Annotated in this window: 16 protein-coding genes; 14 read left to right on the forward strand and 2 right to left on the reverse strand. The window is 35.0% G+C overall.

Annotation, left to right across the window (positions count from 1 at the left end; genetic code table 11):
* Positions 1–106: 106 nt before the first annotated feature.
* The 11 genes from FNW17_RS06180 (at position 107) to FNW17_RS06230 (ending at position 17,075) form a co-directional block, all read left to right on the forward strand.
* On the forward strand, positions 107–3,187 hold the full coding sequence (locus tag FNW17_RS06180) for a SusC/RagA family TonB-linked outer membrane protein (RefSeq protein ID WP_144071147.1): 3,081 nt from the start codon (positions 107–109) through the stop codon (positions 3,185–3,187).
* A gap of 23 nt (positions 3,188–3,210) precedes the next feature.
* Positions 3,211–4,695, forward strand: coding sequence for a RagB/SusD family nutrient uptake outer membrane protein (locus FNW17_RS06185; RefSeq protein WP_144071148.1), 1,485 nt, complete (start codon positions 3,211–3,213; stop codon positions 4,693–4,695).
* Between the two features lie 156 nt (positions 4,696–4,851).
* Positions 4,852–6,558 carry a hypothetical protein gene (locus FNW17_RS06190; protein WP_144071149.1) on the forward strand — a complete coding sequence of 569 codons (1,707 nt, stop codon included), beginning with the start codon at positions 4,852–4,854 and terminating at the stop codon, positions 6,556–6,558.
* A 47-nt stretch (positions 6,559–6,605) separates the two neighbouring features.
* Positions 6,606–7,670 carry a glycoside hydrolase family 130 protein gene (locus FNW17_RS06195; RefSeq protein WP_144071150.1) on the forward strand — a complete coding sequence of 355 codons (1,065 nt, stop codon included), beginning with the start codon at positions 6,606–6,608 and terminating at the stop codon, positions 7,668–7,670.
* Positions 7,664–8,953, forward strand: a complete 1,290-nt coding sequence (locus FNW17_RS06200; protein ID WP_144071151.1) for an MFS transporter — start codon at positions 7,664–7,666, stop codon at positions 8,951–8,953. The genes FNW17_RS06195 and FNW17_RS06200 overlap by 7 nt, the downstream gene beginning before the upstream one ends.
* A gap of 107 nt (positions 8,954–9,060) precedes the next feature.
* A complete protein-coding gene (locus FNW17_RS06205) occupies positions 9,061–10,779 on the forward strand; it encodes a hypothetical protein (protein ID WP_218043854.1) in 1,719 nt (572 codons plus the stop codon).
* A gap of 13 nt (positions 10,780–10,792) precedes the next feature.
* On the forward strand, positions 10,793–12,421 hold the full coding sequence (locus FNW17_RS06210; protein WP_144071152.1) for an alpha-glucosidase: 1,629 nt from the start codon (positions 10,793–10,795) through the stop codon (positions 12,419–12,421).
* A 54-nt stretch (positions 12,422–12,475) separates the two neighbouring features.
* Positions 12,476–12,913: a hypothetical protein gene (locus FNW17_RS06215; RefSeq protein ID WP_144071153.1), complete on the forward strand. Its 438-nt coding sequence runs from the start codon at positions 12,476–12,478 to the stop codon at positions 12,911–12,913.
* 104 nt (positions 12,914–13,017) lie between these two features.
* A complete protein-coding gene (locus FNW17_RS06220) occupies positions 13,018–13,809 on the forward strand; it encodes a sugar phosphotransferase (RefSeq protein ID WP_144071154.1) in 792 nt (263 codons plus the stop codon).
* An 808-nt stretch (positions 13,810–14,617) separates the two neighbouring features.
* Entirely contained in the window at positions 14,618–16,309 is a 1,692-nt protein-coding gene (locus tag FNW17_RS06225) for a sodium/sugar symporter (RefSeq protein ID WP_143389811.1), read from the forward strand.
* A gap of 61 nt (positions 16,310–16,370) precedes the next feature.
* Positions 16,371–17,075 carry an NUDIX hydrolase gene (locus FNW17_RS06230; RefSeq protein WP_143389810.1) on the forward strand — a complete coding sequence of 235 codons (705 nt, stop codon included), beginning with the start codon at positions 16,371–16,373 and terminating at the stop codon, positions 17,073–17,075.
* A gap of 310 nt (positions 17,076–17,385) precedes the next feature.
* On the opposite strand, the gene FNW17_RS06235 is transcribed toward FNW17_RS06230, so the two are convergent.
* Together FNW17_RS06235 and FNW17_RS06240 are read right to left on the reverse strand one after the other, a co-directional pair.
* A complete protein-coding gene (locus FNW17_RS06235; RefSeq protein ID WP_144071155.1) occupies positions 17,386–18,657 on the reverse strand; it encodes a T9SS type A sorting domain-containing protein in 1,272 nt (423 codons plus the stop codon).
* Positions 18,658–18,947: 290 nt separating this feature from the next.
* A complete protein-coding gene (locus tag FNW17_RS06240; RefSeq protein WP_143389808.1) occupies positions 18,948–19,637 on the reverse strand; it encodes an NUDIX hydrolase in 690 nt (229 codons plus the stop codon).
* A 721-nt stretch (positions 19,638–20,358) separates the two neighbouring features.
* Between FNW17_RS06240 and FNW17_RS06245 the strand changes: the two genes are divergently transcribed.
* The 3 genes from FNW17_RS06245 to FNW17_RS06255 all read left to right on the forward strand — a co-directional run bounded on the left by FNW17_RS06245 (position 20,359) and on the right by FNW17_RS06255 (position 26,716).
* Positions 20,359–23,358 carry a SusC/RagA family TonB-linked outer membrane protein gene (locus tag FNW17_RS06245; RefSeq protein ID WP_185965270.1) on the forward strand — a complete coding sequence of 1,000 codons (3,000 nt, stop codon included), beginning with the start codon at positions 20,359–20,361 and terminating at the stop codon, positions 23,356–23,358.
* 29 nt (positions 23,359–23,387) lie between these two features.
* On the forward strand, positions 23,388–24,932 hold the full coding sequence (locus tag FNW17_RS06250) for a RagB/SusD family nutrient uptake outer membrane protein (protein ID WP_144071157.1): 1,545 nt from the start codon (positions 23,388–23,390) through the stop codon (positions 24,930–24,932).
* Between the two features lie 236 nt (positions 24,933–25,168).
* Positions 25,169–26,716, forward strand: a complete 1,548-nt coding sequence (locus FNW17_RS06255; protein ID WP_144071158.1) for an alpha-N-arabinofuranosidase — start codon at positions 25,169–25,171, stop codon at positions 26,714–26,716.
* Position 26,717 lies beyond the last annotated feature (1 nt).

Consider the following 26,717-nt stretch of genomic DNA (forward strand, 5'->3'; position numbering starts at 1 on the left):
CCAACTAATTTTATAACCAGATAACTACAACGATATATTAACAAACCAAAACTTTTTTTAAAATGAAAAAACTTACTCAAAACACTAATCAATTTAACACTTCCTTATGATGAAAAAAAGTATTATTTATAATTTGTTCATTGTATGGACAATATTATCGGGGAGCATAATGTATGCTCAAACAGTTAAAGGTGTCGTTTCCGATGAAAGTGGACCAATACCACAAGTAAATATTAACATCAAAGGAACGACTATAAATACGATTACTGATATTGATGGAAAATTTGCCATTAATAATGTAGATTCCAAAGCTGTTTTAGTTTTAAGTTATATAGGATATATGAATCAAGAGGTATCTGTATCTGGAAAAAGTGAATTATTTATTTCTTTAAAACAGGATGTAAGTAACTTAAGCGAAGTTGTAGTTGTGGGATATGTTGGGCAAAAGAAAGCTTCAATTACTAGCGCAGTTACTGCAGTTAACATGGATGACTTATCTAAAACAAGGGTGCCCGATATCGCACAAGCCTTGCAAGGACAAGTAGCGGGTGTTTTTGTTGCGGCCAATACTGGTGCTCCGGGTGATGGAATTAAAATACGAATCAGGGGTGAAGGGACGCTTGGAAACAATGAAGTTTTATATGTTGTTGACGGAGTTCCAACGCGTGATATTTCCTTTCTTAATCAAGCGGACGTGAAATCAATGACAGTATTGAAGGATGCGGCTGCAGGAGCTGTCTACGGTTCGAGAGCTGCGGGTGGCGTAATTGTAATCACTACCAAAAACGGTCAACAAGGTAAATCTACTATTACTGCGGATTATTTTTCAGGATTTCATTTTGCTGCAAATCTTCCTGAAATGCTAAATGCAGACCAATATTTAACAGTGAAAGATCGGGCCTGGCACAATACTACAGGAAATTCGGCTTCTGCGATCAGTCCTTATGCTGCGGATAGAGCACTTGGTTCCGTGAATGGAATACCTTTGGCAGATACCAATTGGCAAGACGAATTATTCACGACCGGCTTCTCAAAAAACTTTCAAGCTTCAGTAAGTGGAGGTTCTGAAAACGTGCAATATCTAATTTCTGGAGGCTATTATGGTATAGACGGTATTGTTGTAGGGGATAATGATAAATACCAGCGTATTAATTTTAGGGCAAATGTAAATTCAAATGTTTCTGATCGGTTGAAAGTGGGAACAAATCTTCAAATAAGCCAAGAAAAACAAGACAAGTTATCTTCCAGTGGTGATGCTCCCGGAATTATTCGTCATTCATTAATACGCCCACCTGTTATTGGTGTATATAAAGATGTCAATGATCCTACTTATTCTGCCGAAAATCCATATACAGATTTGCCATTCTACACAGGACCTAATAATGGATGGAGCCGCAATTATGAATTTACATCAAATCCAATCGCGCACGCGAATTTTGCGGATGATAAACGCGAGACTTTTAAAACATTTGGAAATATATATGCTGAATATGCTTTCTTAAAAGACAAGTCTTTGAAGTTTAGAAGTAATCTTGGAGCTGATATTGCATACAGCCATAATAAAAATTTCGCTTCAAATTATGGTGATGCTGACATAAATGATACCGGAAACCAATTTTATGGTATGGGAAGAATCAATAGACCTAATAATTTGGATGAAAATAGAGGACAAAGTATGACTTTTACCTTTAGTAATACCCTGAACTACATAAAAACCTTTGATGGAGTACATAGCGTAAACGCATTGCTTGGTAGCGAAAGTATTAGTAGTAATTCAGATGGAATGGGAGGTAGCAGACAAAATTTTGACAATACTTCTGATTCTTTCCGATATCTTGATTATGGAAGTGAAACTAATATGCGTAGCGGAGGAACTGCTAAAAATTGGGGACTTATGTCTTATTTCGCTTCTGGAACTTATGGCTATGACAATAAATATTTTGCTACGGCTACCATAAGAGCTGATGCTTCCTCTCGTTTTGGACCTAACAATAAATGGGGATATTTTCCATCTGTTTCTGGAGGTTGGATAATTTCAAAAGAAAATTTTATGCAAAAAATAGATTGGATATCAAACTTGAAATTGAGAGCAAGTTGGGGACAATCAGGAAATCAGGAAATACCGGATAATGCCTATCAAACTTTGGTTTCTACCGCGGGTGGAGTAGTAAATATAATAAGATATGGTAATCCAGATATTAAATGGGAAACTACTACTCAAACAAATTTTGGTTTGGACTTGAGTATACTTAAAAATAAACTTTCATTTACCACTGATTACTTTGAGAAAATTACCGATGACATTTTATTGGGAGTAACATTACCCGCAGTTTCTGTTGGGGTGATTAATCAAACTATTGTAAATGCTGGGGTAGTGAATAATAAAGGATTTGAATTTGGACTTAATTTTCAAGACAATGACCACGCATTTAAATACAGCATAAATGCAAATGTAGCTACATTAACAAATAGAGTGAATGAACTTCAAACGTATGTTGCCAACATCATTGATGATAGAACACGTACAATAACAACAGTGGGGCAGCCAATAAGTTCTTACTATGGACTAGTGTTTGATGGTATTTATCAAAACACGGCTGAAGTAAGCAGCACTCTGTTTTCAAACACAAATGGAACGGTTCCGGGAGATATAAAGTTTAAAGACATCAATGCGGACGGACAAATTAATGCCGACGATAGAGCCATAATAGGAAATCCTATCCCAAAAATGACCTATGGTCTTTCATTCTCATCTGATTACAAAAATTTTGATTTCTCATTCTTGTTGCAAGGGGTAGAAGGAGTGGATCGTTACAACGGTTTGAAGCAAATCTTGAATTATGATAGTCGTCCATTCAACTCGATGGTTTCTGTTTTAGACAGCTGGAATGGTGAAGGAACTAGTAATACAACACCACGTCTAACGTTTAATAATAATGGTGGTGGTAATGTATCAAGTGTTTTTGTTGAAGATGCTTCCTATATGAGATTGAAAAATATTGAAATCGGCTACACTTTTGAAGTGAAATCAATAGGGTTAAAACATTTACGTATTTACGCATCTGGTCAAAACCTGTTTACGATCACGGACTATACAGGATTAGATCCAGAATCAACATCATTGATTGACCAAGGAACTTATCCTCAATCACAAGCGTTTATTTTGGGACTTCAGGTAAAACTTTAATTAAACTTTTAAAATAGTATATTATGAAAAAAATATTTATAACACCACTCATCGTAAGCATCGTACTTTTAGTGAGTTGTCAAGATCAGCTTACTTCTGAGCCAATAGGTGCAACAACATTGGAACAGGCAAAATCTGCTCCTACTCTTACTTCAGTAGAACAATCTGTTAATTCCTCGTATGAATTGCTTTCAAACAGACTGAACATTTTGGCCGAATGGAATTGGGGTGGTGGTCTAGTATTCCAAAACGATTTTGTAATGCAAGACATTGCATCCGATGATATGGAAAAAAAATGGAGTCCAGATGGCGATCAGCCTTGGATGGATGATATCAACAACTTTACTTTTACCTCAACAAATGGTGGTCCAAATGGATTATGGAAATATGATTATGAAGGTATAAAAAGAGTCAATATCGCTATTGGATTCTTAACTTCACCTGACTTAGAAACTTTAACGGGTATCACTACAGCAAGAAAAAACCAACTTTTAGGAGAAGCATATTTCTTGAGATCATATTACTACTTTTCATTGGTAACTAATTTTGGAGGTGTGCCTTTAATTTTGGCTCCCGTGCAAACCTATCAAGAAGCTTTCACCAATGCTGTAAGAGTCGATAAATCAGTAGTTTGGGATAGAATTAAAGCAGATTTGGTATTGGCAAAAGGATTAATGCCAAACTCCAAATACAGTTCTACAACTGAAAAATGGAGAGTTTCAAAAGGAGCTGTAATTGCACTTCAAGCAAAAGCAGCATTATACACTGAAAAATGGTCTGAAGTACCCTCTTTAGTAGACGAATTAGGACCTCTTGGTTTTAGTTTAAATGCGAATTACTTTAGTTGTTTTAGCACTTCCTCTGAGTTTGCTGAAAATGAAGACATTTTTGTATATGACCATCAATCTGGTACAAATCCTAGAAGAGGAAATGGAATTTGTGCTCCTTTAGGGTGGGGATTTTTTGCTCCAAGTACCAATTTTATGAATTCATTTGAGCCAAATGACCCTAGAAAATTGTATACCGCTGACGTACCAAATCAAAATATTAATAAAATGTTAGGAACATTGAACGGAGGAAATAAAGGCAATGATGATGCTCCAACTAATAAGATATATATGCGTTATGCAGATGCGCTACTTTGGAAAGCAGAAGCGCTTAATGAAACAGGAAATTATTCTGGGGCCATTGCGATTATTAATCAAATTAGAACAAGAGCTAGAAATACTGTAATTGCTACAGGTGGAAATGCACCTGCTGGAACTTTGCCAGACAGACCAGCTTCTACTGATAAAGCTACCGTTAAGGGTTGGTTGATTTCTGAAAGAAGAGCAGAACTTGGTTTTGAAAACCAAAGAATGTTAGATTTAAAAAGATGGGGAATTGCCAAAGCAGTGATGACAGCACACGGAAAGAACTTTCAGGATAAACATATGTTGTATCCCCTTCCGCAATCAGAAATTGATGCTTCCGCTGGACTTTTGGTGCAGAATTTAGGAGGATATTAGAAAATAAGTTTGGTTAGTGAATTAGTTAGTTAGTATCCTTGAGAAGTAGCAGTTAATTAATAAAAATTGCTACTTCTTTTTTTTTAAACAAATTATGAAATAACTCTTTATTCGGAATCAGAGAATCAATATAATCCAGCATTAAAAAATAAAAACATGATAAAAAGCAAAATAGTTTTTTTTATTGCTCTGGCGACTTTTCAATTAGGATATGCACAAAAAGCCGCAGAACAAATTTCAATTCGTTTGGTTGATGCAATGCCTAATATGCCGACGCCCTACAAGATGAAGGATTGGAAAAAAGTAACAGCGCAACAAGATTCGCTTTTATACGATTTTAATGCTAAGGGACCACTTCTGCCATTAATTTGGTGGGATGATAATAAAGTAAATGTACCCATTCGTTCTTTCGGGATTCCAAGTTATGTTGGTGCTTCAAGAAATATGAATAAACAGTCTAGCTATGAATCATTACCCGTAATTGGTTCTGTTTTGGGTGCGTCATTGGTAGGAATTGATAAAAGTAATTACAACGGAATTGATTTTGTATCAATGTGTCGACAATTTTATAATACTAAAAACGGAGAAAATTTAGTTATGAATTCTGTTGACAGAAAAACAGGTGAAACCTTTTGGTATGATATTTTTCCAGGAATGGCGTTCAATATGCTCGTGGACCAATATCCTAAAAAAAAGGAAATCGCTGACATCATGAAATTGAATGCCGATAAGTGGATTGTATGTATAAATAGATTGTCCAAAGAAAAAAAATATCCTGATTTTAATTTTACTGCTTTCGATTTTAAAACTAACAAGGGAGTTTATAACGGTGTTTGGCATGAACCAGATGCAGCAGCGGGTTTAGCATGGCTTGAATTTACCGCTTGGAAAAAATGGGGAGATGCTTCCTATCTTCAAGCGAGTAAGTCCTGTATGGATTATTTACAAAACCGACCAGAAAAAGAAGGTGCTTATTATGAGATCATGATGCCTTATGGTGCTTACATGGCAGTACGAATGAATGCTGAATTAGGAACAAAATACGACGAGATAAAACTATTGAATTGGTGTTTTGACGGGCAAAACTCCGACCGTAATGGATGGGGTGTAATGGCTGAAAAATGGGGGCAATATGATGTTGATGGTTTAGTGGGGCAGAAAAAAGAGGAGCAATATGCTTTCGCAATGAACACCTTTTCGCAAGCGGCAGCATTGGTTCCAATTGTAAAATATAATCCTTCTTATTCTAAAACCATTGGAAAATGGATTTTGAATTTATCAAATTCCAGTCGACTTTTTTATAGCGATGAACATCCAAAAAACAGACAAACCAGTGCCGTATGGCAGGGAGATCCAAACCATGTGATTTGCTATGAGGGTCTTCGCAAAGATTTAGATCATGGCAATGGTTTTGAAGTTTATAAAGATGTATTGGCAAATGAAGGTCCTTATGCTTTGGGTGATCAGATGAAACAATATTCCTCAGCTACCGATTTGTGTCCTTATGGATCAGCTTGGGTTGGAATGTTGGCCTCAATTGTTGACACGACAAATGTGGAAGGAATTCTGAAAATAAACTGTAATGCAACCGATTTCTTTTCTTCAAGAGCATTGCCTACGTTTTTGTTTTATAACCCTTATAAAGAAATAAAAAATGTATCCTTTAATGTAGGGAACAGTTCCGTAAATATTTATGATAGTGTATCAAAAAAATATATTGGACGAAAGGTTATTGGAAATTTTAATTTCAAATTAAATGCAAATACAGCTATGACACTCATAATAGTGCCATCAGAAATAAAAACATCCATGAAAAATAAAACACTCATCGCAGGAACAAATATCATCGATTACCATTATTAATTTTGAAGTACACTATTTAAATTAAAAACACAATTACACTATAAAAAATGATCGATATCGCACAACGTTTTACAGAAAACCCCTTATTATCACCGGCGGATATTCCAGCCAGCAGAGAAGGCTTAGAAATCACCTGTCTGCTTAATCCAGGTGTATTTCAATTTGAAGGAAAAACTTGGTTGATTGTTCGGGTGGCAGAAAGACCCAAACAAAAAGAAAATATAATTTCCTTTCCTATTCTTACGGAAACGGGAGCCATAGAAATTATAGAAATCCCTATGGATGATCCTGAATTAGATGCCAGCGATGCTAGAGTAATCAACTATAAAGGAGTTGATTATTTGACCACGCTTTCCCATCTAAGATTGCTTTGTAGTGAAGATGGGCATATATTTTACGAGCCGGAAAACTATCCACCATTGGTAGGCGAAGGGATGTTGGAAACTTTCGGTATCGAAGATTGTCGTGTTGCTTTATTGGATGGAACCTATTATTTGACCTTTACTTCTGTTTCTCCAAACGGAGTTGGTGTTGGTTTACGCACAACAACGGATTGGAAGAATTTCGATAAACACGGTCTGATATTGCCGCCACACAATAAGGATTGCGCCATTTTCCAAGAAAAAATCAACGGCTTGTATTATGCGCTACACCGTCCGAGCAGTGTCGATATTGGTGGAAATTATATTTGGCTGACTTCGTCTCCTGATGGTCTTCATTGGGGAAATCATCATTGCATTATTAAAACAAGAATTGGGCTTTGGGACAGCAAAAGAGTGGGTGCCGGAGCCGCTCCCATAAAAACAGAAAAAGGCTGGTTGTCCATCTATCACGGTGCCAATGCAGCACATCAATATTGTTTGGGTGCTTTTTTAATGGATTTAAATGATCCTTCAAAAGTGATTGCCAGAACCGAAGAACCCATTATGGTGCCAACTGAGAGCTATGAATTGAGTGGATTTTTTGGAAACGTAGTGTTTACCAACGGACATGTTGTGCATCCTGATGGCGATACGATTACGGTATATTACGGAGCATCCGACGAGTTTGTTTGCGCTGCAGATTTTTCAATTGCGGCTATTTATTCACTTTTAAAATTTAACAGATGCTGAAGAAAATAAGAACCGAAATGGGCCACTTTAAAAGTCAAACACATAATTTTCAAATTCTGATTTTGACCAATATGGTGTATGCATTAGTTTTGCCGGTGATAGATATTTTTGTTGCGGCTTATATTATGCGAAACTCCAGCGATACTTCAAAAGTGGTAATTTATCAATTGGCAATTTATACTGGAATTCCACTTACTTTTTTACTGAATGGTTTTCTATTAAAACATTTTAATATCCGAAAACTATACTCGGCGGGAATGATGCTTAGCGGTGTTTCGATGATTATTATGATGTCATTGAAAACGCTGGATTTAACAGGAATAGGAATAGCGGGGATCACTATGGGGCTATCCTTTGGATTGTATTGGTCCAATAGAGACTACCTTGCACTTGCCATCACGAATGATGAAAACCGAAACTATTATTATGGATTGGAGACTTTTATGTACACAATTATCGCCATCGCAATCCCCGCAACTATTGGATGGTTCATTCAATCCAAAACTGGTGAAGCCGAGAAACACACCGCGTATTTAATTATTACCGGTATCGTTTTTTTGATTACTATTACGGCTTCGATTGTCTGTTTTCGGGGGAGTTTTGAAAATCCTACTCAAAAAAAATACATTTTTTTCAAGTTCCACTCCTTATGGTACAAGTTATTGTCTTTGGCAACGTTCAAGGGTTTGGCACAAGGATTTCTGGTAACAGCACCGGCAATGTTAATATTTAAATTATTGGGAGAAGAAGGAGCTTTAGGAAAAGCACAGTCTATTGGTGCAGTCCTTGCGGCAATTATTATCTACTTGTTGGGACGATTTTCCAAACCTTCGGATAGAATAAAAATATTCTCTGCTGGATTGGTGTTGTTTGCTCTAGGGGCTTGTTTAAACGGCTTACTTTACAATAAAACTGGGGTAATTGTATTTCTATTATTATTGCTTATCGCAAAACCATTGATGGACTTGGCCTATTTCCCCATTCAATTAAAAGTGATTGACATAGTTTCCCGTATTGAGAAAAGAGGGGAATTCACTTATATTTTGAACCATGAAGCGGGATTGTATTTAGGACGACTATTGGGTGCGGGAACATTTCTGGTGTTGTATTATTCGATATCCGAAGATTTTGCTTTGCGTTATGCGATAGGAATTATTGCTTTATTGCAATTATGTTCTGTTTATATTAGCAAAAATATTATTGCCGAAGGAAATTTGTTTTCACCGGACGAACCCGTAATAAACCCCAAGGTAATGAGTGAAGTTACCGAGAAATTGGTGTAAAATTTTTCTCTTACGTCAGTTCGAGTATTTTTTGTGAAGTAAAACAGAACAAAAAATGTATCGAGAATAAATAACCTATATGGTTTTTCAACTAAATCAAACAAGAAATGAATACTATTTTTAAAATCACTTTCGTTGGTCTTTTTTTCATCCTTTTCGGGATAAACGGAACGGCACAAGTCCAACAACAAAAGATAGCGCGTGTCGATCAAATGCCAAACTTGCCGCAACCGCTGCAAATTATCGATTATAAAAAACTGGCTGTGAGTTTTGACAGTACGGTCTATGATTTCAATGCCAAAGGCAAATTTTGGCCTATGGTTTGGATAGACAGCACCAAAAAGAATTTTCCCCAAAACGTTGTGGGCGTATATACCGCCGTTGCTGACGTGAGACAAGGAACCAATAATAAAGGGATGTTTCATGAAGCACTTGCTACCATGGGAGCAACTTTAGGAGCTAGTTTGGTAGGAATTGACAAAAGCAAACAGCAAAATTACGTCGGAATGCTCAAAAACTATTACAACAAGGAAACCGGTTGGAATATCATGATGAATAATACCTGTCCCGAAGTCGCTTTGTTGGGTGGTGGTTATGGCCGGGACTGGTGGTATGACGTGTATCCGAATCTATTGTTCTATGCTGTTTATGACCAATATCCAAAAGAACCAGGTTTTGACGAAATCGCAAAAAGCATCGCCGACAAGTTTTACAATGCCGATTTGATTTTGAATGGCAATTATGACTATTCCTATTTTGATTATGGCAAAATGAAACCGATGAAAAACAACATCTGTGCCCAGCCGGATGCAGCGGCAGGTCACGCTTGGGTTTTATATGCAGCCTATAAAAAATGGGGTGATCCAAGATATTTGAAAGGAGCAATTAGTGCATTAACTGCTTTAGAATCCCAAAAAATAAACCCAACGTATGAATTACTGATGCCTTTTGGGGCTTATTTGTCAGCAAGAATAAATGCTGAGGAAGGAAAGAATTTCGACACGAATAAAATGCTCGGCTGGACTTTCGACGGTACAGCAATATGTCGTGAAGGCTGGGGCGTGTTGGTGGGTAACTGGAACGGAATCGATATTTCAGGAACGGTAGGCAGCACGGTAGATCACGGTGGTTATGGTTTCTTGATGAATACCTATGATATGGCTTGGCCAATGGTGCCGATGGTGCGATACAATCAATCCTATGCAGCGGCCATTGGAAAATGGATGTTGAACGCTGCAAATGCATCTCGATTTTTCTATCCTCAACACATGCCGGACGAACATGAAACAATTCCGCAACTGGCCGAGGTGACCAAAGGAGTAATTGGCTATGAAGGGATCATTAAGCAGTCGAGTTATAAGGCACATGAAAATTTGAAAGGCCCCGTGGCTCAAGGAGATGGTCCGCTATGGGTACCAGGTCAAAATCCCGAAGAATCGCAATTCAGCGTTTACGGAAGTGGGCATGTTGGGATTTTTGGAAGTATTATCCGTGCAACCAATGTGAAAGGAATTCTTCAATTAAATTTACTGGCCACCGATTTTTTCAGCGATAAAGCCTATCCTTCTTTTTTATATTACAATCCTTATACCACCAAGAAAAAAGTTTCGATTAAAGTGGAGAAGGGAAAAAAAGTGGATTTATACAATACGGTTTCTGGAAGTTTTGTAGCTCGTAATGTTACCTCTTCTTCCAAAATTAAACTGGGACCACAAAGTGCAGCGGTAATTGTATGTGTTCCAACATCTGGTAAAATTACTTATGGAGGATCAAAAATGTTGGTAGATGGTATCGTTGTGGATTATATGGCAAAGCAAAAAAAATAAAAATAGCTTGGTTATGTATCCTAAAATTGTAATCACCGCATTAATTTCATTTTTTATATTTAATGTCAATTCCGTAAAAGCTCAGGATCTTGAGGTTTCCAAGAAATGGTGGAAAGAAGCTGTGTTTTACCAAATCTATATGCCCAGTTATTCCGACAGCAATGGCGATGGGTATGGAGATTTTAAAGGGATGACCCAAAAGTTGGATTATTTACAGGGAATTGGAGTCAAAGGAATCTGGCTTACGCCTTTTCTTAGTTCGCCAAAGGTGGACAACGGCTATGATATTTCCAATTATTATGAAATTGATCCAACTTATGGAACCAAAGCTGATTTTGACGTCTTTTTGAATGAAGCCCACAAAAGAGGAATAAAAGTGATTATGGATATGGTACTGAACCACACTTCCACCGATTGCAAATGGTTTCAGGAATCCCAAAAATCGGTTGATAATAAGTATCGCGATTATTATATTTGGAAAGACAAACCCAACAATTGGGAATCTTTTTTTGGAGGAAGCGCTTGGCAAAAAGATACTTTGACGAATCAATATTACTACCATAAGTTTGATAAAAGGATGGCGGATCTCAACTGGTCTAATCCAAAAGTGGTTGCCGAGGTTGAAAAAATACTGCGATTTTGGTTGGAATGCGGAGTTGACGGGTTTCGATTGGATGTTATCAATTTTTTGACAACCGACGGCATTACGGGGGATAATCCAATGAAAGACGGCGTCCATGAACATATCAACGACATCAACCAATCGGGCGTTTCGACTGTGATGAAAAAGATAAAATCGGTGGTCAATGAATATGAAAATCGCTTTGTCGTGGGAGAAATTGGAAGTGACAAGATTGAAATATTGAAGCAATATCAATCCCCGGATTTGTTGGATGTGGTTTTTAATTTCAATTTTGGAAGCATCGATAAATTTTCGGCGCAACGCATTTTTGACGAGCTCCAAAGTATGGAAAAAAACATGAGCAATTATCCAACCTTGTTTTTCAGTAGTCATGACATGCCTAGAATGATTGACCGTCTTGCCGATGGTAATGTAGAGAAAGCGACAGCATTGGCAGCATTGATACTGACAGCAAAAGGAGTCCCTTTTATTTTTTATGGCGAAGAAATTGGGATGCACAATATCACGGCTCAAAACATAGAAGACATGCTCGATATCCAAGGTAAAACCCATTATCAATTGGCATTGGACAAAGGTAAAAATCCTGACGAAGCACTTCGTGAGGGAAACAAGCACAACCGTGATAAATCGCGAAGCCCAATGCAATGGAGCGGCGATGTTTTGGCTGGGTTTTCAACCAAAAAATCTTGGATAAAGATTAATTCGGATTACAAGAAAATTAATGTCCGAAATTTGGAAAGGAAAGAGAATTCTATTCTAAAGAATTACAAAGAGTTAATTGAATTGAGAAATAGAGAAAAAGCCTTGCAATATGGCAAATACGACAAGCTTGAATATGCCGACAATCAAATTTCATTTACACGGTCTATTGATGACGATACCATTACGACAATAATCAACTTTGGTACAAAAAATAATATAAAATTGCCTGCCGGAGCTAAAATATTGATGGGAAACACCATGCTGAAAACAAACAGTTTTGTTGTTTACAAAAACTAAAGTTGGCTGATTCAACCAAGAATGCTATTGGTAAAAGCTTTTAAAATCGTACCTATGAAAAATATTTTTTCCAAGAATTTCTTTCTGCTATTTCTTTATATACTGGTTTCGTGTAGCTCTCCGGAAACTTCAAAACCTGTTTTAACTCCGGTAACACCAGTAACTCCCGTTCCGCCAGTAACTTCTTTGACTTGGACAAACGACAGTCATTTAAAAGCACTTTATGCATCCGTAAAGATGCAAAATGGGGTAGAAGTGGGCACTGTCGGAATTTATGCGGATTATCCATTATATCACGTGGTTTCGGCACAAGACGAGGGATTCACTTGCGTGGATGATGTGTCGAGAGCGGCGATTTTCTATCTCAATGAAACCGATATTGGAACAAAAAAAGAAAAGCAGGGCAGACTCTTGAAACTCACGGAATTTGTTTTACAAATGCAGGCCGACAACGGTTATTTTTATAATTTCTTGCAAGACAATTTTCCATAAACAAAACCTACAGCACGAGTGTAGCTAATCCTGATTGGTGGTCTTGGCGCGCGCTTTGGCATTTATCGGAAGCTCTTCCATTTTATAAAACAAATGATCCGGTTTTGGCAGGCAGAATACAATCTTCAATTCAGAAAATAGTGTCGAATATCAAAAGAGACTTTGGCAATTTGCCAAAAGACACCAAGATTGTTAATGGTTTAACAGTCCCGAAATGGCTTCCTGCCAATTCCGGAACAGATCAGGCGGCCGTCATGATGCTTGGATTATATAATGTATACCAACAAAATCAAGATGCCAAAGTTTTGGCAATTATCGAAAAACTCGCCGAAGGAATTCTATTAATGCAACAAGGAAACGAAACTAGCTTCCCTTATGGCGCTTTTTTGAGTTATGAAAACACATGGCACGCCTATGGAAGCGATCAGGCTTATGCCTTATTAAAGGTAGGAAAGGCTTTAAATAAACAAAATTGGATTACGGCTGCCCAAAAAGAAGTAGATCATTTTTATCCTTATCTTATAAAAGAAGGATTTTTAGAATCATTCGAAATTCAACAAACTGGCAGTATCATTTCAGTAATAAAAAAATCCAGTTTTGCTCAGATTTCGTATGGGATTCGCCCAATGATATGGGCAACTATCGAATTGTATAAAATTACTAATAATACTAAATACCTGACTCAGGCGGCTGTAATTTTGACTTGGTATCTCGGAAACAATCCCGCCAAACAGAAAATCTATGACAAGTCAACGGGTGTTTGTTTCGATGGTATTTCTTCAAGCACCAATGTGAACAAAAACTCCGGAGCCGAATCCACTATTGAAGCACTTTGGGCATTTCAACTGGCCGAAAAATACCCTGATGTTTTGGTGGAAGTAAAAAAGTATAATTAAGCTAATTTTATATTATAAAACAACAATAAAGGATGTCATTTCGCCAAATAATTTTGAAAAAAGGGTTGTTTTTGAACAAATCGCCGAAGCATTAAAAAAAGAAAATTTCACCATCATAAAACAGGATGAAACATGTCCTTGGGGTGGTTTTTTTGTTATTGATTAAAGTCAGGCCTAAGTTCCGCTCTACAAAAAAATAAATATTGATGTTATTAAATATGAGATATTCCTATTGGGATTTTATTCTTATAAAAGCGAGTAACTTTAAAAAAATATACCCTAACCACTTCAAAAACTATTGGTTTTTAATCCAAAATATATAGCTTAGAAATAGCAATATTCAACAATTATTATTTGTTGTTCAGGATATTTATGTTACTCATAATTTATACTTACCTTTTAAAATAGTCATTTTAATAGTATAATTACTTTTTTTTGTTGCTAAAAAACTATTAATTATTTATTTTTATTGAATTATCCGTTTAAATGGTTTTGTCAAAAAAAATAAATCAATAAAATAATTGTCAATTTAACAAATAATAATATATTTGAAAAATCAATCAAATTAAAATCAACTATAAAGTTGGATTTAAAAATGATTTTTAAATAAATTCTATTTCTTATATAATAGAAAATCTAATGGTCGAAATCGAATTTAGATTCCTGTTTTTAATTTATCATTTGGAAATACTATTAATTTGGAGATTTTTCTAGAATCATAATAAGTGAAATTTGATTTGTTTTTAGAAGCAATAGAATACATTACTGACGGAATACCATTTATAATTTTATTAAAATAATTTTTAACATGAACCAGAATCCAAACCTTGCCTTCGCAGATTATGCTGTATTTATTATCTATTTTATTGTAGTATCCGTTTATGGATATACTATATATAGGAAACGCGAAAAAAACGAACACGATGCCAAAGCGTACTTTTTGGCAGAAGGAACATTAACTTGGTGGGCTATTGGTGCTTCCTTGATTGCTTCAAATATTTCGGCAGAACAATTTATCGGGATGAGTGGGGAAGGATTCTTTTTAGGAATTGCAGTTGCCGCTTACGAATGGATTGCAGCGATAGCCTTGATTATTATTGCCATTTGGTTTATTCCGGTATATCTTAAAAATAAAATTTATACTATGCCTCAGTTTTTGAAAACGAGGTATAATGAATCTACTGCTTTGATTATGGCTGTATTTTGGTTGTTTTTATATGTTTTTGTAAACTTAACTTCTATTTTATATTTGGGAGCTGTAGCTATCAACGGATTGGCAGGCGGTGAATATCTTCATGCTATTATGATTGGTTTAGCTGTTTTTGCTTTACTAATTTCTTTGGGCGGAATGAAAGTGGTTGCTTATACTGACGTAATTCAAGTAGCGGTTTTAATCATCGGTGGTTTAGTAACTACTTATATTGCTTTAACAACAGTTGGACGATATTTTGGTGTTGGAGAAGATGCAATCGCAGGATTCCAAGTACTTATGGAAAAAGCTCCTGAGCATTTCAAAATGATTATTCCAAGACCTGATGAAAATTCTACTCAATTAGAAATCAATAAATACCTTACTTTTCCGGGGATGTTGTCTTATTTGGCAGGTATCTGGATCATCAATTTGAACTATTGGGGTTGTAATCAATACATCACTCAAAGAGCTTTGGGTGCCGATTTGCAAACTGCAAGAACAGGGATTTTGTTTGCAGGATTTTTAAAATTATTAATGCCGGTTATTGTTATGTTGCCAGGTATTGCTGCTTTTGTTTTATACGAAAACGGGCATTTACCCCAATTAGTTGGAGGAAAAGATGGAGCATACTCCGCTGTATTAACATTCTTGCCAACAGGTTTAAAAGGGTTATCAGTAGCCGCTTTAACAGCAGCTATTGTAGCTTCTTTAGCTGGAAAAGTAAACAGTATTTCTACTATTTACACATTGGACGTGCATAAAAAATACATTCAAAAAAATGCCACAGATAGAAGTCAGGTAAACATTGGAAGATATGCCGTTTTTGCAGCGATGCTTTTAGCCGTTTTATTTACTTGGAATGATGTTCTTGGAATTGGTGGTGTTGGTGGATTTACCTATATTCAAAAGTATACAGGTTTTATTAGTCCTGGTGTATTTGCCATGTTTATTCTTGGTATGTTCTGGAAAAGAACAACTGGAACTGCAGCCATTGTGGGAGTGATTTCGGGTTTCTTATTATCTGTTTTATTCAATGAATTTGCACCTGCTTTATTCGGAAATGAAACCTTGTTATATACAGCTTGGCCAAATGGAAAAGGTGGTTTCGAAATACCGTTCCATATTTGTATGGGATTGTCATTTATGTTTACGATGTTGTTGATGATTGCCGTAAGTTTTGCTGGACCAAAAGTAAATCCAAAAGCATTCGAATTAGATTCTGAAATGTTTAAGATAAAACCTCAAACTACAGTAATGATCGTAATTACATTGTTAATTATTTTTGCTTTGTACGCAAAATTCTGGTAAAAAGCATTTACTGAATTTATGAGCTTACTTAAAATCAGTACTACAATTTATTAATTTTATCATGCAAAGTTATTCTCAACAAAGAAGGTTTTTATTTGCTGTAGATTGTATCATTTTTGGATATGACGGACAGGAGTTGAAACTGTTAGTCATCAAAAGAGGCCTTGAACCTCTCAAAGGAAGTTGGAGTTTGGTAGGAGGATTTATAGGTGAAAATGAAAGTTCAGAAAATGCAGCAGTCAGAGTCTTAAAAGATCTTACGGGTTTAGATGGTTTGTATATGGAGCAACTACACGGTTTTACAGAACCTGATAGAGATTCAGTCGAAAGAACCATATCTATTGCTTATTTTGCCTTAATTGATATTCAAAAATACAATCAACAAATCAGTGAGGATTATCATCCAGCCTGGTTTTCGATAAATCAGTTGCCAGAATTGATTTTTGACCATACTAAAATTGTTGAATTGGCCAAAGAAAAATTAAGGTATAAGGCTGCGCTTCACCCGCTCTTATTTGAGTTATTGCCAGAAAAATTTACAATGCCACAGTTGCAAAGTCTTTATGAAGCGGTTTATAATACAGAATTCGATAAGGGAAATTTTAACCGTAAATTGTTATCTACTAAATTGTTATTTAAATTAAAAGAAAAAGACAAACTTAATTCGAAAAAAGGAGCATTTTATTATATGGTAGATAGCGATAAATACAGTGAAGGTTTTAAATCATTTTTAAATTTAGTACCTAGCCAGAACGCAAATAAATAGTTGTAGAAGACTAAAAACTATTTAGAAACAGACCAATTGTACAAAATATAAGGAAGCTTCAATTAGAGGCTTCCTTTTTTTATGTCTATTTGTCCAGCAACTGTGATACGTTTAGAAATCGCTATGTGTGAAACTTAATTATGATGAGGGAATATATTATTAAACCTTTTAATTGGGATCCTAAAAACGTCGTTGAGTGAGGAAATATAGAAAATACGAAGAGGAATTCATTAGAATTAAAGGGTTATATTCAATAAAAAAAGCGCTTTTAAAAAGTATTTAAAAGCGCTTTTTTTATTTAATTTGAAGATTATTTTACAATAATTTTTGAAGAAAAAGTATCCGTTTCAGTGCTGATTTTCAATAGATAGACCCCAGATGACAATTTGTTTTTTATATCTATACTATAAGAACCCGAATTGTTTTTTTCTAATTGGTTATCCATTATTGTTTGTCCGGCCAGATTAATAACGGCTACGTTTAATTTTCCGCTAAAATCATTTTTGGACATTATATTTATATAATTTTCAACAGGATTTGGATAAATAGAAAATGAATTTTTTTTGTCAAACTTATTAATATTTAATAATGTAACGGTAGTAACGGTAGTTAATGAAGTTCCATCATAAGTTACAACTATTGTTTTCCCTGCAACTGCTGCAATTTCTCCTCCAGTCACATATCCATTTATAGTTGATGTAAAATCAACACCAGTACGTTTTATGATTAAACTTCCTCCATCAATTACGACTTTTGCATTGGCATGTAAATTAAAATTCACGCCAGCCAAATCATTTTGATTAACCGTTACTGTTCCAGAATTTATATTTAGCTTTCCTACAGTTGTACCTATAGTTCCGGCATTTCCAGGAGTATCAAGAAATAAATCTCCAACTTTAAACGTTTCTCCAGTGTTTAGATTTCCTCCATTCACATTAATGGTACCATTTGGTCCTATAATTGTAGCCCAATAAGCAACAGCAGTTCCGCCAGTGTTTACGTTCAATTCACCTGTTGGATAAAAATCTCTGGTTCCAATTTCTAATTGGTAACCTCCATCAATAGTACCACCTGTATTGATATTGGCTTTCCCATTTCCACCGTTGAGAACACCGATAAATATACCTTGCCAAGTATTATTGTTACTACTTCTAAATGTTCCACCGTTTACATTTAGTTCACCTAATCCTTCTCTTCCGATACGAAATATATTGCGGCAAGTAAATATTGCTCCAGTATTTACGGTAACGGTGCCATTGAGGAAATCATTATAGAAAACATTAAAATCTGCGTTTACGATAAGACTTCCTCCTGTATTATCAAAAACACCCGGTTGCCAAGCTACGAATTGACTTATGATGGGTTGATTTGTAACTACGGCGTGTGTTTTAACGAATTTAAATGCAGAGTCATCAAAAACTACGGGCCCAGATGTACTCGTCCAATTTGAAGCATTGTAGAAATTTCCGTCAATGTTTCCTGTCCAATTGTAGGTTTGAGCATTAATGCCATTTGAGATACTAAAAATCAGTCCGAAGAGTAGTACCGAAAACGATTTCTTTGAAAGTAAAATTTTTTTCATTTTTTTGTTTGTTAAGTTATTAAAGTGTTATTTTTACACTTGTAAATATAATATTTTTTTTGACACAACAAACTCAATTTAAATATTTTATAAAAATGATTTAATCACAAAACTTGTGTTTTTTATTTCTAATCATAATTTACACTACTATATACCTTCATAAAATAATTTTATTTTTAGCTTTATTCATATTTCAATTTTGAATTCTCACTTAGTTGTAAAAAAAAGAAGGAAGCCTCTTTTTCGGAGACTCCCTTCTTAATATTAAATGTAGAATGGTAAAAGTTCTGTTACAAGTTCAAAACAAAATCATTTAATAATTTTTCTTCATATTTTTCTTTATCAAAAGTATATAGATAGGATCCTTTTCTGGAGGATAACATATCTTTTTCGTCTAATTTTATAAGGACATCTAAAGAATTAATCTTACTGATAAAATTACGTTTGTCGAGTTCTTTACTCAAAATGGCTTCGTACAGTTTTTGTAGTTGACGCATCGTAAATTTTTCAGGCAAAAGCTCAAATCCAATAGGTTTTGTTGAAGTTCTATAACGCAATCTACTAATGGCATGTTTCAGCATTTTGTCATGGTCAAAAATTAATTTTGGTGCATCGTTAACACTAAACCATTCAGCATTATAATTCTGAATTAATTCTTCATTATGATTCTCGACATTAATCAAAGCGTAATAGGCAACCGAAATGGTTCTTTCTACTGGATCTCGGTCAATTTCGCTAAAAGTGTATAACTGCTCCATATAGATATCTTGAAAACCAGTGTAATAATTCAGTATCCTTGAAGCTGCTGTATTTAAAACTTCATCTTTTTTCAAAAAACCACCCATTAAAGACCATTTTCCTTTTTCAGGTTCAAAATCTCTTTTTACCAAAAGTATTTTTAATTCATCATTGTCAAATCCAAAAATGATACAATCTACTGCTAATAATACTTTGTCAGTAGCGCTATAACTATTTAACATACTTTTTAATTTTAGTGTAAATATATAAACTTCCTTAAATTATCAAATATTTATTTAGTGTTATTTCTACACTAAAGAGAATAATGTATTATTTTAAAAAATTTGAGTTTAAAAATACTATATTGTAAATATATGAAAAGGCATTTTTTTAGTTTTAATAATAGGATCTATAAACATAGTTTATTTATTCTTTTTTTTGAAACTTATTAATTGATTTTTCCCTTTTTTTTGGATTTCAATCGTTTTAGTTCTTGTTTTTTCATAATACATTGACCAAATTTCATTTATTTCAATAAAAACACCATAATATTAATGAGAATTTTATTATATTTTGTTAATCTATCTTAATGTTAATATAGGTTAAAACTGAATATTTTATATCCATTTTGTTTTTTTTTTGAAATTTCTTTTTTTGCTGTAATATTTGTTTTTTGGTTAAAAGTGTATTATTTACACATATTAAGCCTGAAAATGTGAAATATTTTTGAAAAATTACGATTTATTAATCGTTTAGGTCATGTTTGCTTTATAGGATGTGTTTTATTTTCTTAATTTTTTTATGATATATATTTGTTTTTGGTATTAAAATTTAATTATATTTACAAATGTAAAATCAACACTTATTAATTAACCAAAAATTCGCATGATGACAAACAAACGATTATTTTATTATTGTAATTTTTTATTACCAAGAAAAGCATGGCTTTTAACAGTGGTAATAATGCTATTTTCTTCCTATAATCTTATTGCCCAAGAAAAGGTTATAAAAGGAGTTGTAACTTCTGCAACAGACGGGATGACTTTGCCGGGTGTAAATATAATTGTAAAGGGGACCAAAAAATCAGCGAATGCCGATTTTGATGGAAAATTTGCTGTACAAGCAAATCAGGGTGAAGTTTTAGAATTCTCTTTTGTTGGGTATGCAACTCAACAAATAACAGTGGGTAATCAAGATAGGATTGATGTTTCTTTAAAAGAAGACGTTAATAAACTTGATGAAGTTGTCGTTATTGGATACGGTACACAGAAAAAATCAGACCTTTCTGGATCAGTTGGTATTGTAAACATGGAATCGGCTAAAAAAGTAATTACCTATGACACTGCAAAAATGCTTCAAGGTCAAGTAGCCGGTGTTACAGTTCAATCTTCTGGAGAACCAGGGGGATTTGTAAATATCAAAATTAGAGGACTTAATTCCTTTAGTAATAACAATCCTCTTTTTGTAATTGACGGAATGATTGTAGATGCACCATTTGATTTTGCTCCTGGCGATGTAGAGTCAATGCAGGTATTGAAAGATGCTTCTTCGGCCGCTATTTATGGTGTTCGTGGTGCCAATGGTGTTGTAATCATTACAACCAAAAAAGGAAAATTAGGAAAACTAGATGTAAAATACAAATCACTTGTGGGTTTTCAGAATGTGGCTAGAACTTGGGATGTAACCGATAGAGTGGGGTACCAAACTATTACAAGTGCTGCCGAAAAAAATGCAGGATTAACAATAGCTCCAGGTAACGACCCAACTAATAGTAGTTATATTACTAATGTTGATACCAATTGGCAAAATGAAGCTTATGAAACAGGAGTTGTTGAAAATCATTCCCTAACTTTTAATGGAGGTGCTGAAACTTTGGCTTACAATATGAATTTGGATTATTTCAAAAATAGTAGCTACATTAAATCGCCTCAAGACTATGAAAGGATGTCTATGAATTTGAATTTGAATGGCAAAAAAGGAATCTTCAAATACGGTACAAAAATAGGTTACACACAATCTGACAAAGAAAACTTCAACAGTTATGTAGGAGAAACAGCTATTGGTGCTTTAGTTGGAGCGGTTCCTACAATGCCAGTTTATGATGCCAATAGATTAGGTGGATATGGTGGTACAACAAACTTGACACAAAGAGCCATTTCTCTTAACGTTATTGGGTTCAACAACTTAATCGAAAATAACGGACAAAGAAATCGTTTTATTGGTAATATCTGGGGTGAATTTGAAATCATAAAAGGGTTGAAATATAAAATCGATGCCAGTTTTGACCGTTTGGATTATGAAAACAGAAGATATATTCCACAAAGTGATTTGGGGTGGTATTATATTACTACCAAAGAAGAAGCTTCTTTAGATGTTTCAACTGGAAGTTCAGACAAGACTTTCTTCAACAACACTTTATCTTATTCATTAGATATAGACAAACATAAATTTGATGCTTTGGTAGGTTTTGTTCAAGAACGTAGCGATTCGTACAACCACTGGTCAAGAGGTGTAGGTTATGATTATGGCGAAATAAGCAAACTACAATATGCTGACGATACAAGTACAGGCGAAAGCAATACTACAATAACGGGTAAATCATCTATAAGTCGAATCAATTATTCATTTGATGATCGTTATTTGTTGCAAGCCAATTTCAGACAAGACAAATCTTCATTGTTTAGTGAAAAAAACAATTCGTCTAACAACTATTCGTTCTCTGGAGCTTGGAAATTGAGTAATGAAAAATTCATTCACTTGCCAAAATGGGTAAGCAATATTAAGCTTCGAGGAAGTTATGGTAAATTAGGAAACAATACTATTGCACCTTATTTTTTCGCCACTACAATTAATAGCTTCGCGGGATACGATTTCAATAATGCTTTGGCTCCGGGAACAACAGTGGTTGCTTCTTTAGATCCAAATGTAAAATGGGAAGACAATGAAACAACAGATGTAGCAGTAGAGGTAGGATTGTTTGACAATGATTTGCAATTTACGGCTGAATATTTTGTAAAAAATTCTACAAATCTTTTAATTGGTGTTCCATTACCGTTTTCTACAGGTGCTTTCCCAGCAAGTATTACAACTAATGCAGGTGCAATGAAAAACACAGGATTTGAATTTTCTGCAACCTACAATAACAATCGCAATGCTTTCAAATATAGCATCTCTGCCAATATAGGAACTTTGAAAAATGAAGTGAAACAAATTGGTATCAATGGAAATCCAATTTATGGAGCTGCTTCAAAAACTGAAGAAGGAAGATCAATGGGAGAAATATTTGCTTATGAAACTGCTGGTATTTTTCGAGATGCTGCTGATCTTGCTGCATCACCAACACAGACGAATGCTGGAGTAGGGGATGTTAAATTCAAAGATCAATTAACTATAGATACTGATGGTGATGGAATATTTGATAAAGCTGACGGTATGATTAGTGATCTTGATAGAACCTATCAAGGGGTTACAATTCCTAAATACAGTTATGGAATTAATTTTAGTGCTAATTACAAAAATTGGGATTTCTCTATGTTTTGGCAAGGTGCAGGCGGAAACAAAGTTTTCAATAGTATCTATCGCAATTTAATGGCTGGACAATATGGCAATCACCATACTGATATGCTAAACTATTGGACACCAACAAATACTAATACCGATGTGCCTCGTCCAATGATAGGTGATCCAAATGCCAACGGAAGAGATTCAAATAGATTTATTGAACGTGGTGATTATATAAAATTGCAAACTATGGAAATTGGTTATGAAATCCAAATTCCTGTAAATCAAGTTATTCAAAAAGCAAAAGTATATGTAAACGGGCAAAACCTTTGGACAATTACTAAATATACTGGAGGTGATCCTGATTTTAACAGCAATGACGGATCTTTCTCAAGAGGTTATGATGGAGGTTCATTCCCAAATCCTAGAACTGTTTCTTTAGGAATTGAAGTAAATTTTTAAAATTAGCAAACCATTAAAAACGAATCAAAATGAAATATAAAATATATAATTATATAGCTGGTTTCTTTTCTCTAGCTATCATAACAACAAGTTGTGTTAACGATGAAGATTTAATTCAAGTTGACCCCAATAATGATGCGGTGGATTCCTTTTGGAAAACCGACCAAGATGCTGTAGAAGGCATAAATGCAGCCTACGGAAGTTTACTTACTGATGGAACTTACATGCGAAGTACACCATTATTATTAGACTTGAAAGGAGATGATTGTAGAAGCAACAGCCCTTGGGACGCTATGTATAATGTTGGGCGTTTCAATTCTAATGTGTCAAATGCAGCTATTTATGGCTGGGCTTACGAAACCTACTATCAAGGTGTTTATCGTGCAAACCAAGTTTTAGAAAACGTACCCAATATTGCATTTACCGATGCTACACTCAAAAATAGAATTCTAGGAGAAGCTCGTTTTTTAAGAGGGTTGTATCTATTTCACGCCGTAAATATGTTTAAAAGCGTTCCTCTACCAACTCAAATAGCAGCTATTTATCCTCAAAAAACAGAAGCCGAAGGTTGGGCTCAAGTAATTGCAGATTTCAAAGCTGCTGCTGATTTACTGCCAGCTACTCATGCTGATCTTAATAATAAAGGTCGTGCTACAAAAGGTGCTGCTCTGGGGTATTTAGGAAAAGCCTATTTGTTTACCAAAGATTTTACAAACGCAAAAATTGCTTTCAAACAAGTTATCGATTTAGGAGTTTATTCCTTAGTATCTAATTATCGTGATAACTTTACGGATACAAACGAAAACAATTCAGAATCACTTTTTGAAGTTCAATTCAGCCGAAGTGCTGGTGGTGTAGATTTAGGTTGGGGTGGAGCTCCAGCCACAGGTTGGGGAAAAACATCTGCTAGAGCCATAACTTATGGACCAAGAGCTTTTGGGTGGACAGACGTACAACCAACGTTTACATTGTTTAATGAATTCCAAGTAGAAAAAACGGTGACAAATGCAGTAGACCCCCGTTTAGATGCGACAATGTTCTACAATAAACCAGGAGTAAAACTTTATGGGCAAACTTTTTCAACTTTCTACGCTGGTAATGCAGGAGATTTGAACGATTTGTTTTGTAGAAAATATCAAAATTCAGATGGAAATTATGCCAATGAATTCGACTGGCGTTCAGGCATAAACGAGCGTTTATTGCGTTATGCAGATGTCTTGCTAATGTACGCTGAATGTTTAAACGAAACTAGCGATACTCCTGGAGCTTATCAATATATTCAAATGGTAAGAAGTAGAGTAGGTTTGCCCAATTTAGCAACAGCAAAACCAGGTATGAACCAAGTACAAATGAGAGAGCAAATTGGACACGAAAGATTCTTAGAATTCCCATTAGAAGGTCACCGTTTTGATGACATCCGTCGTTGGGGTTGGTTACAAGATCCAGTAAAATTAGCTTGGTTACAATCAAGAGATGTTGAATTTAAATCCTATGCCCAGGGTAGGGAGTTTTTCCCAATACCACAATTAGAAATGGATAACAATCCAGGGTCAAATCAGAATGATAGTTATTAATAATTTTGTTTAATTACTATAATTGAAGTTAGTTAGAATTGTTAGTATCATGAGGTAAGTTTTTAAAAGCTTACCTTGTGATATTTAACTTAAAGTAATTATGAAATGATCATATGCATAAATTGGTTACAAACATCAATGATGATGTGCGACCCGAGCTTTTGCGAATAGGCGAAGCAATTACACCTGCCTGTCGGCAGACAGGTGTGACCAATAAAAAACAATAAATAGAACACATGAAAAAAATAATAGTATTAGTATCCGTTATCCTTCTTAGTAGTCAAAGTATTTTTTCACAAAAAGAAACTACAGTAGTTACCATAAAAAACAGTGAAAGTGCACCAATAATCAATAAAAATATCTACGGACACTTTGCCGAGCATTTGGGTAGATGTATTTATGGCGGATTTTTTGTTGGAGACACTTCAAAAATACCCAATACAAATGGGGTGCGTAATGATATTATTAAAGCACTTAAAGAATTAAAAATCCCAAACCTACGTTGGCCAGGCGGATGTTTTGCAGATACGTATCACTGGAAAGATGGTATTGGACCAAAAGAAAACAGACCAACAATTGTAAACCAATGGTGGGGTGGCGTTACCGAAGACAATAGTTTTGGAACCCACGATTTCTTAAACTTATGTGAACTATTAGGTACCGAGCCTTATTTGGCTGGAAACATGGGTAGTGGAACGGTTCAAGAAATGGCAGATTGGGTACAATATGTGAATTTTAATGGAAAAAGTCCAATGAGTGATTTGCGTGTAAAAAACGGTAGAAAAGAACCTTGGAAAGTTAAAATATGGGGAGTAGGTAACGAAGCTTGGGGTTGTGGTGGAAACATGACAGCCGATTATTATGCCGGCGAATACCGTAAATATGCTACATTTATGTCGGATTGGTCTAACTCAGGAGGTTTGATGCGTGTAGCTTCTGGCGCAAGTAGTGATGATTATAATTGGACTGAAACCTTAATGAAAAACATTCCCAATCAAATGCTTGGCGGAGTAGCCTTGCATCATTATTCTGTAATCGATTGGGCCAAGAAAGGCGATGGTGTCGATTTTGATGAAGATCTTTATTTCAAAACCATGAAGCAAGCTTTAAAAATGGAAGAATTGGTTACTAAACATTCTGCCATTATGGACAAATACGATCCAAATAAAAAGATTGCTTTGGTTGTAGATGAATGGGGAGGCTGGTATGAAGTTGAAAAAGGAAGTAACCCTGGCTTTTTATACCAACAAAACACCATGAGAGACGCTGTTTTGGCAGGAGCAACCCTTAATGTTTTTAATAATCATGCCGAGAGAGTTCGTATGGCTAATTTAGCACAATGTGTCAATGTGTTACAAGCGGTTATTCTTACTGATAAAACCAAAATGTTGTTGACACCAACTTATTATATAATGCAAATGTACAGCGTGCATCAGGATGCAAAATTATTGCCACTTACAATCAACTCACCGTCATACACCTTTAATGGCGAATCACTTCCTGCTTTATCCGCTTCGGCATCAAAAGACAAGAATGGATTGGTGCATATTTCGTTAGTAAATGTTGACTCTAAAAAACCAAATACCATAGAAATTGACCTTAATGAACTTGGAATCAAATCGGTATCAGGTGTGATTGTTACGTCATCAAAATTACAAGATCACAATACTTTTGATAATCCAACAAAAATTCAACCTGCAGTTTTCAAAGGATTCCAAATTAAAAAAGGGAAACTAGAAGTTGTAATTCCTCCTTTTTCTGTTGTAACTTTAGAAGGAAAATAAG

Source organism: Flavobacterium franklandianum (assembly GCF_007097365.1).
GTDB lineage: Bacteria > Bacteroidota > Bacteroidia > Flavobacteriales > Flavobacteriaceae > Flavobacterium > Flavobacterium franklandianum.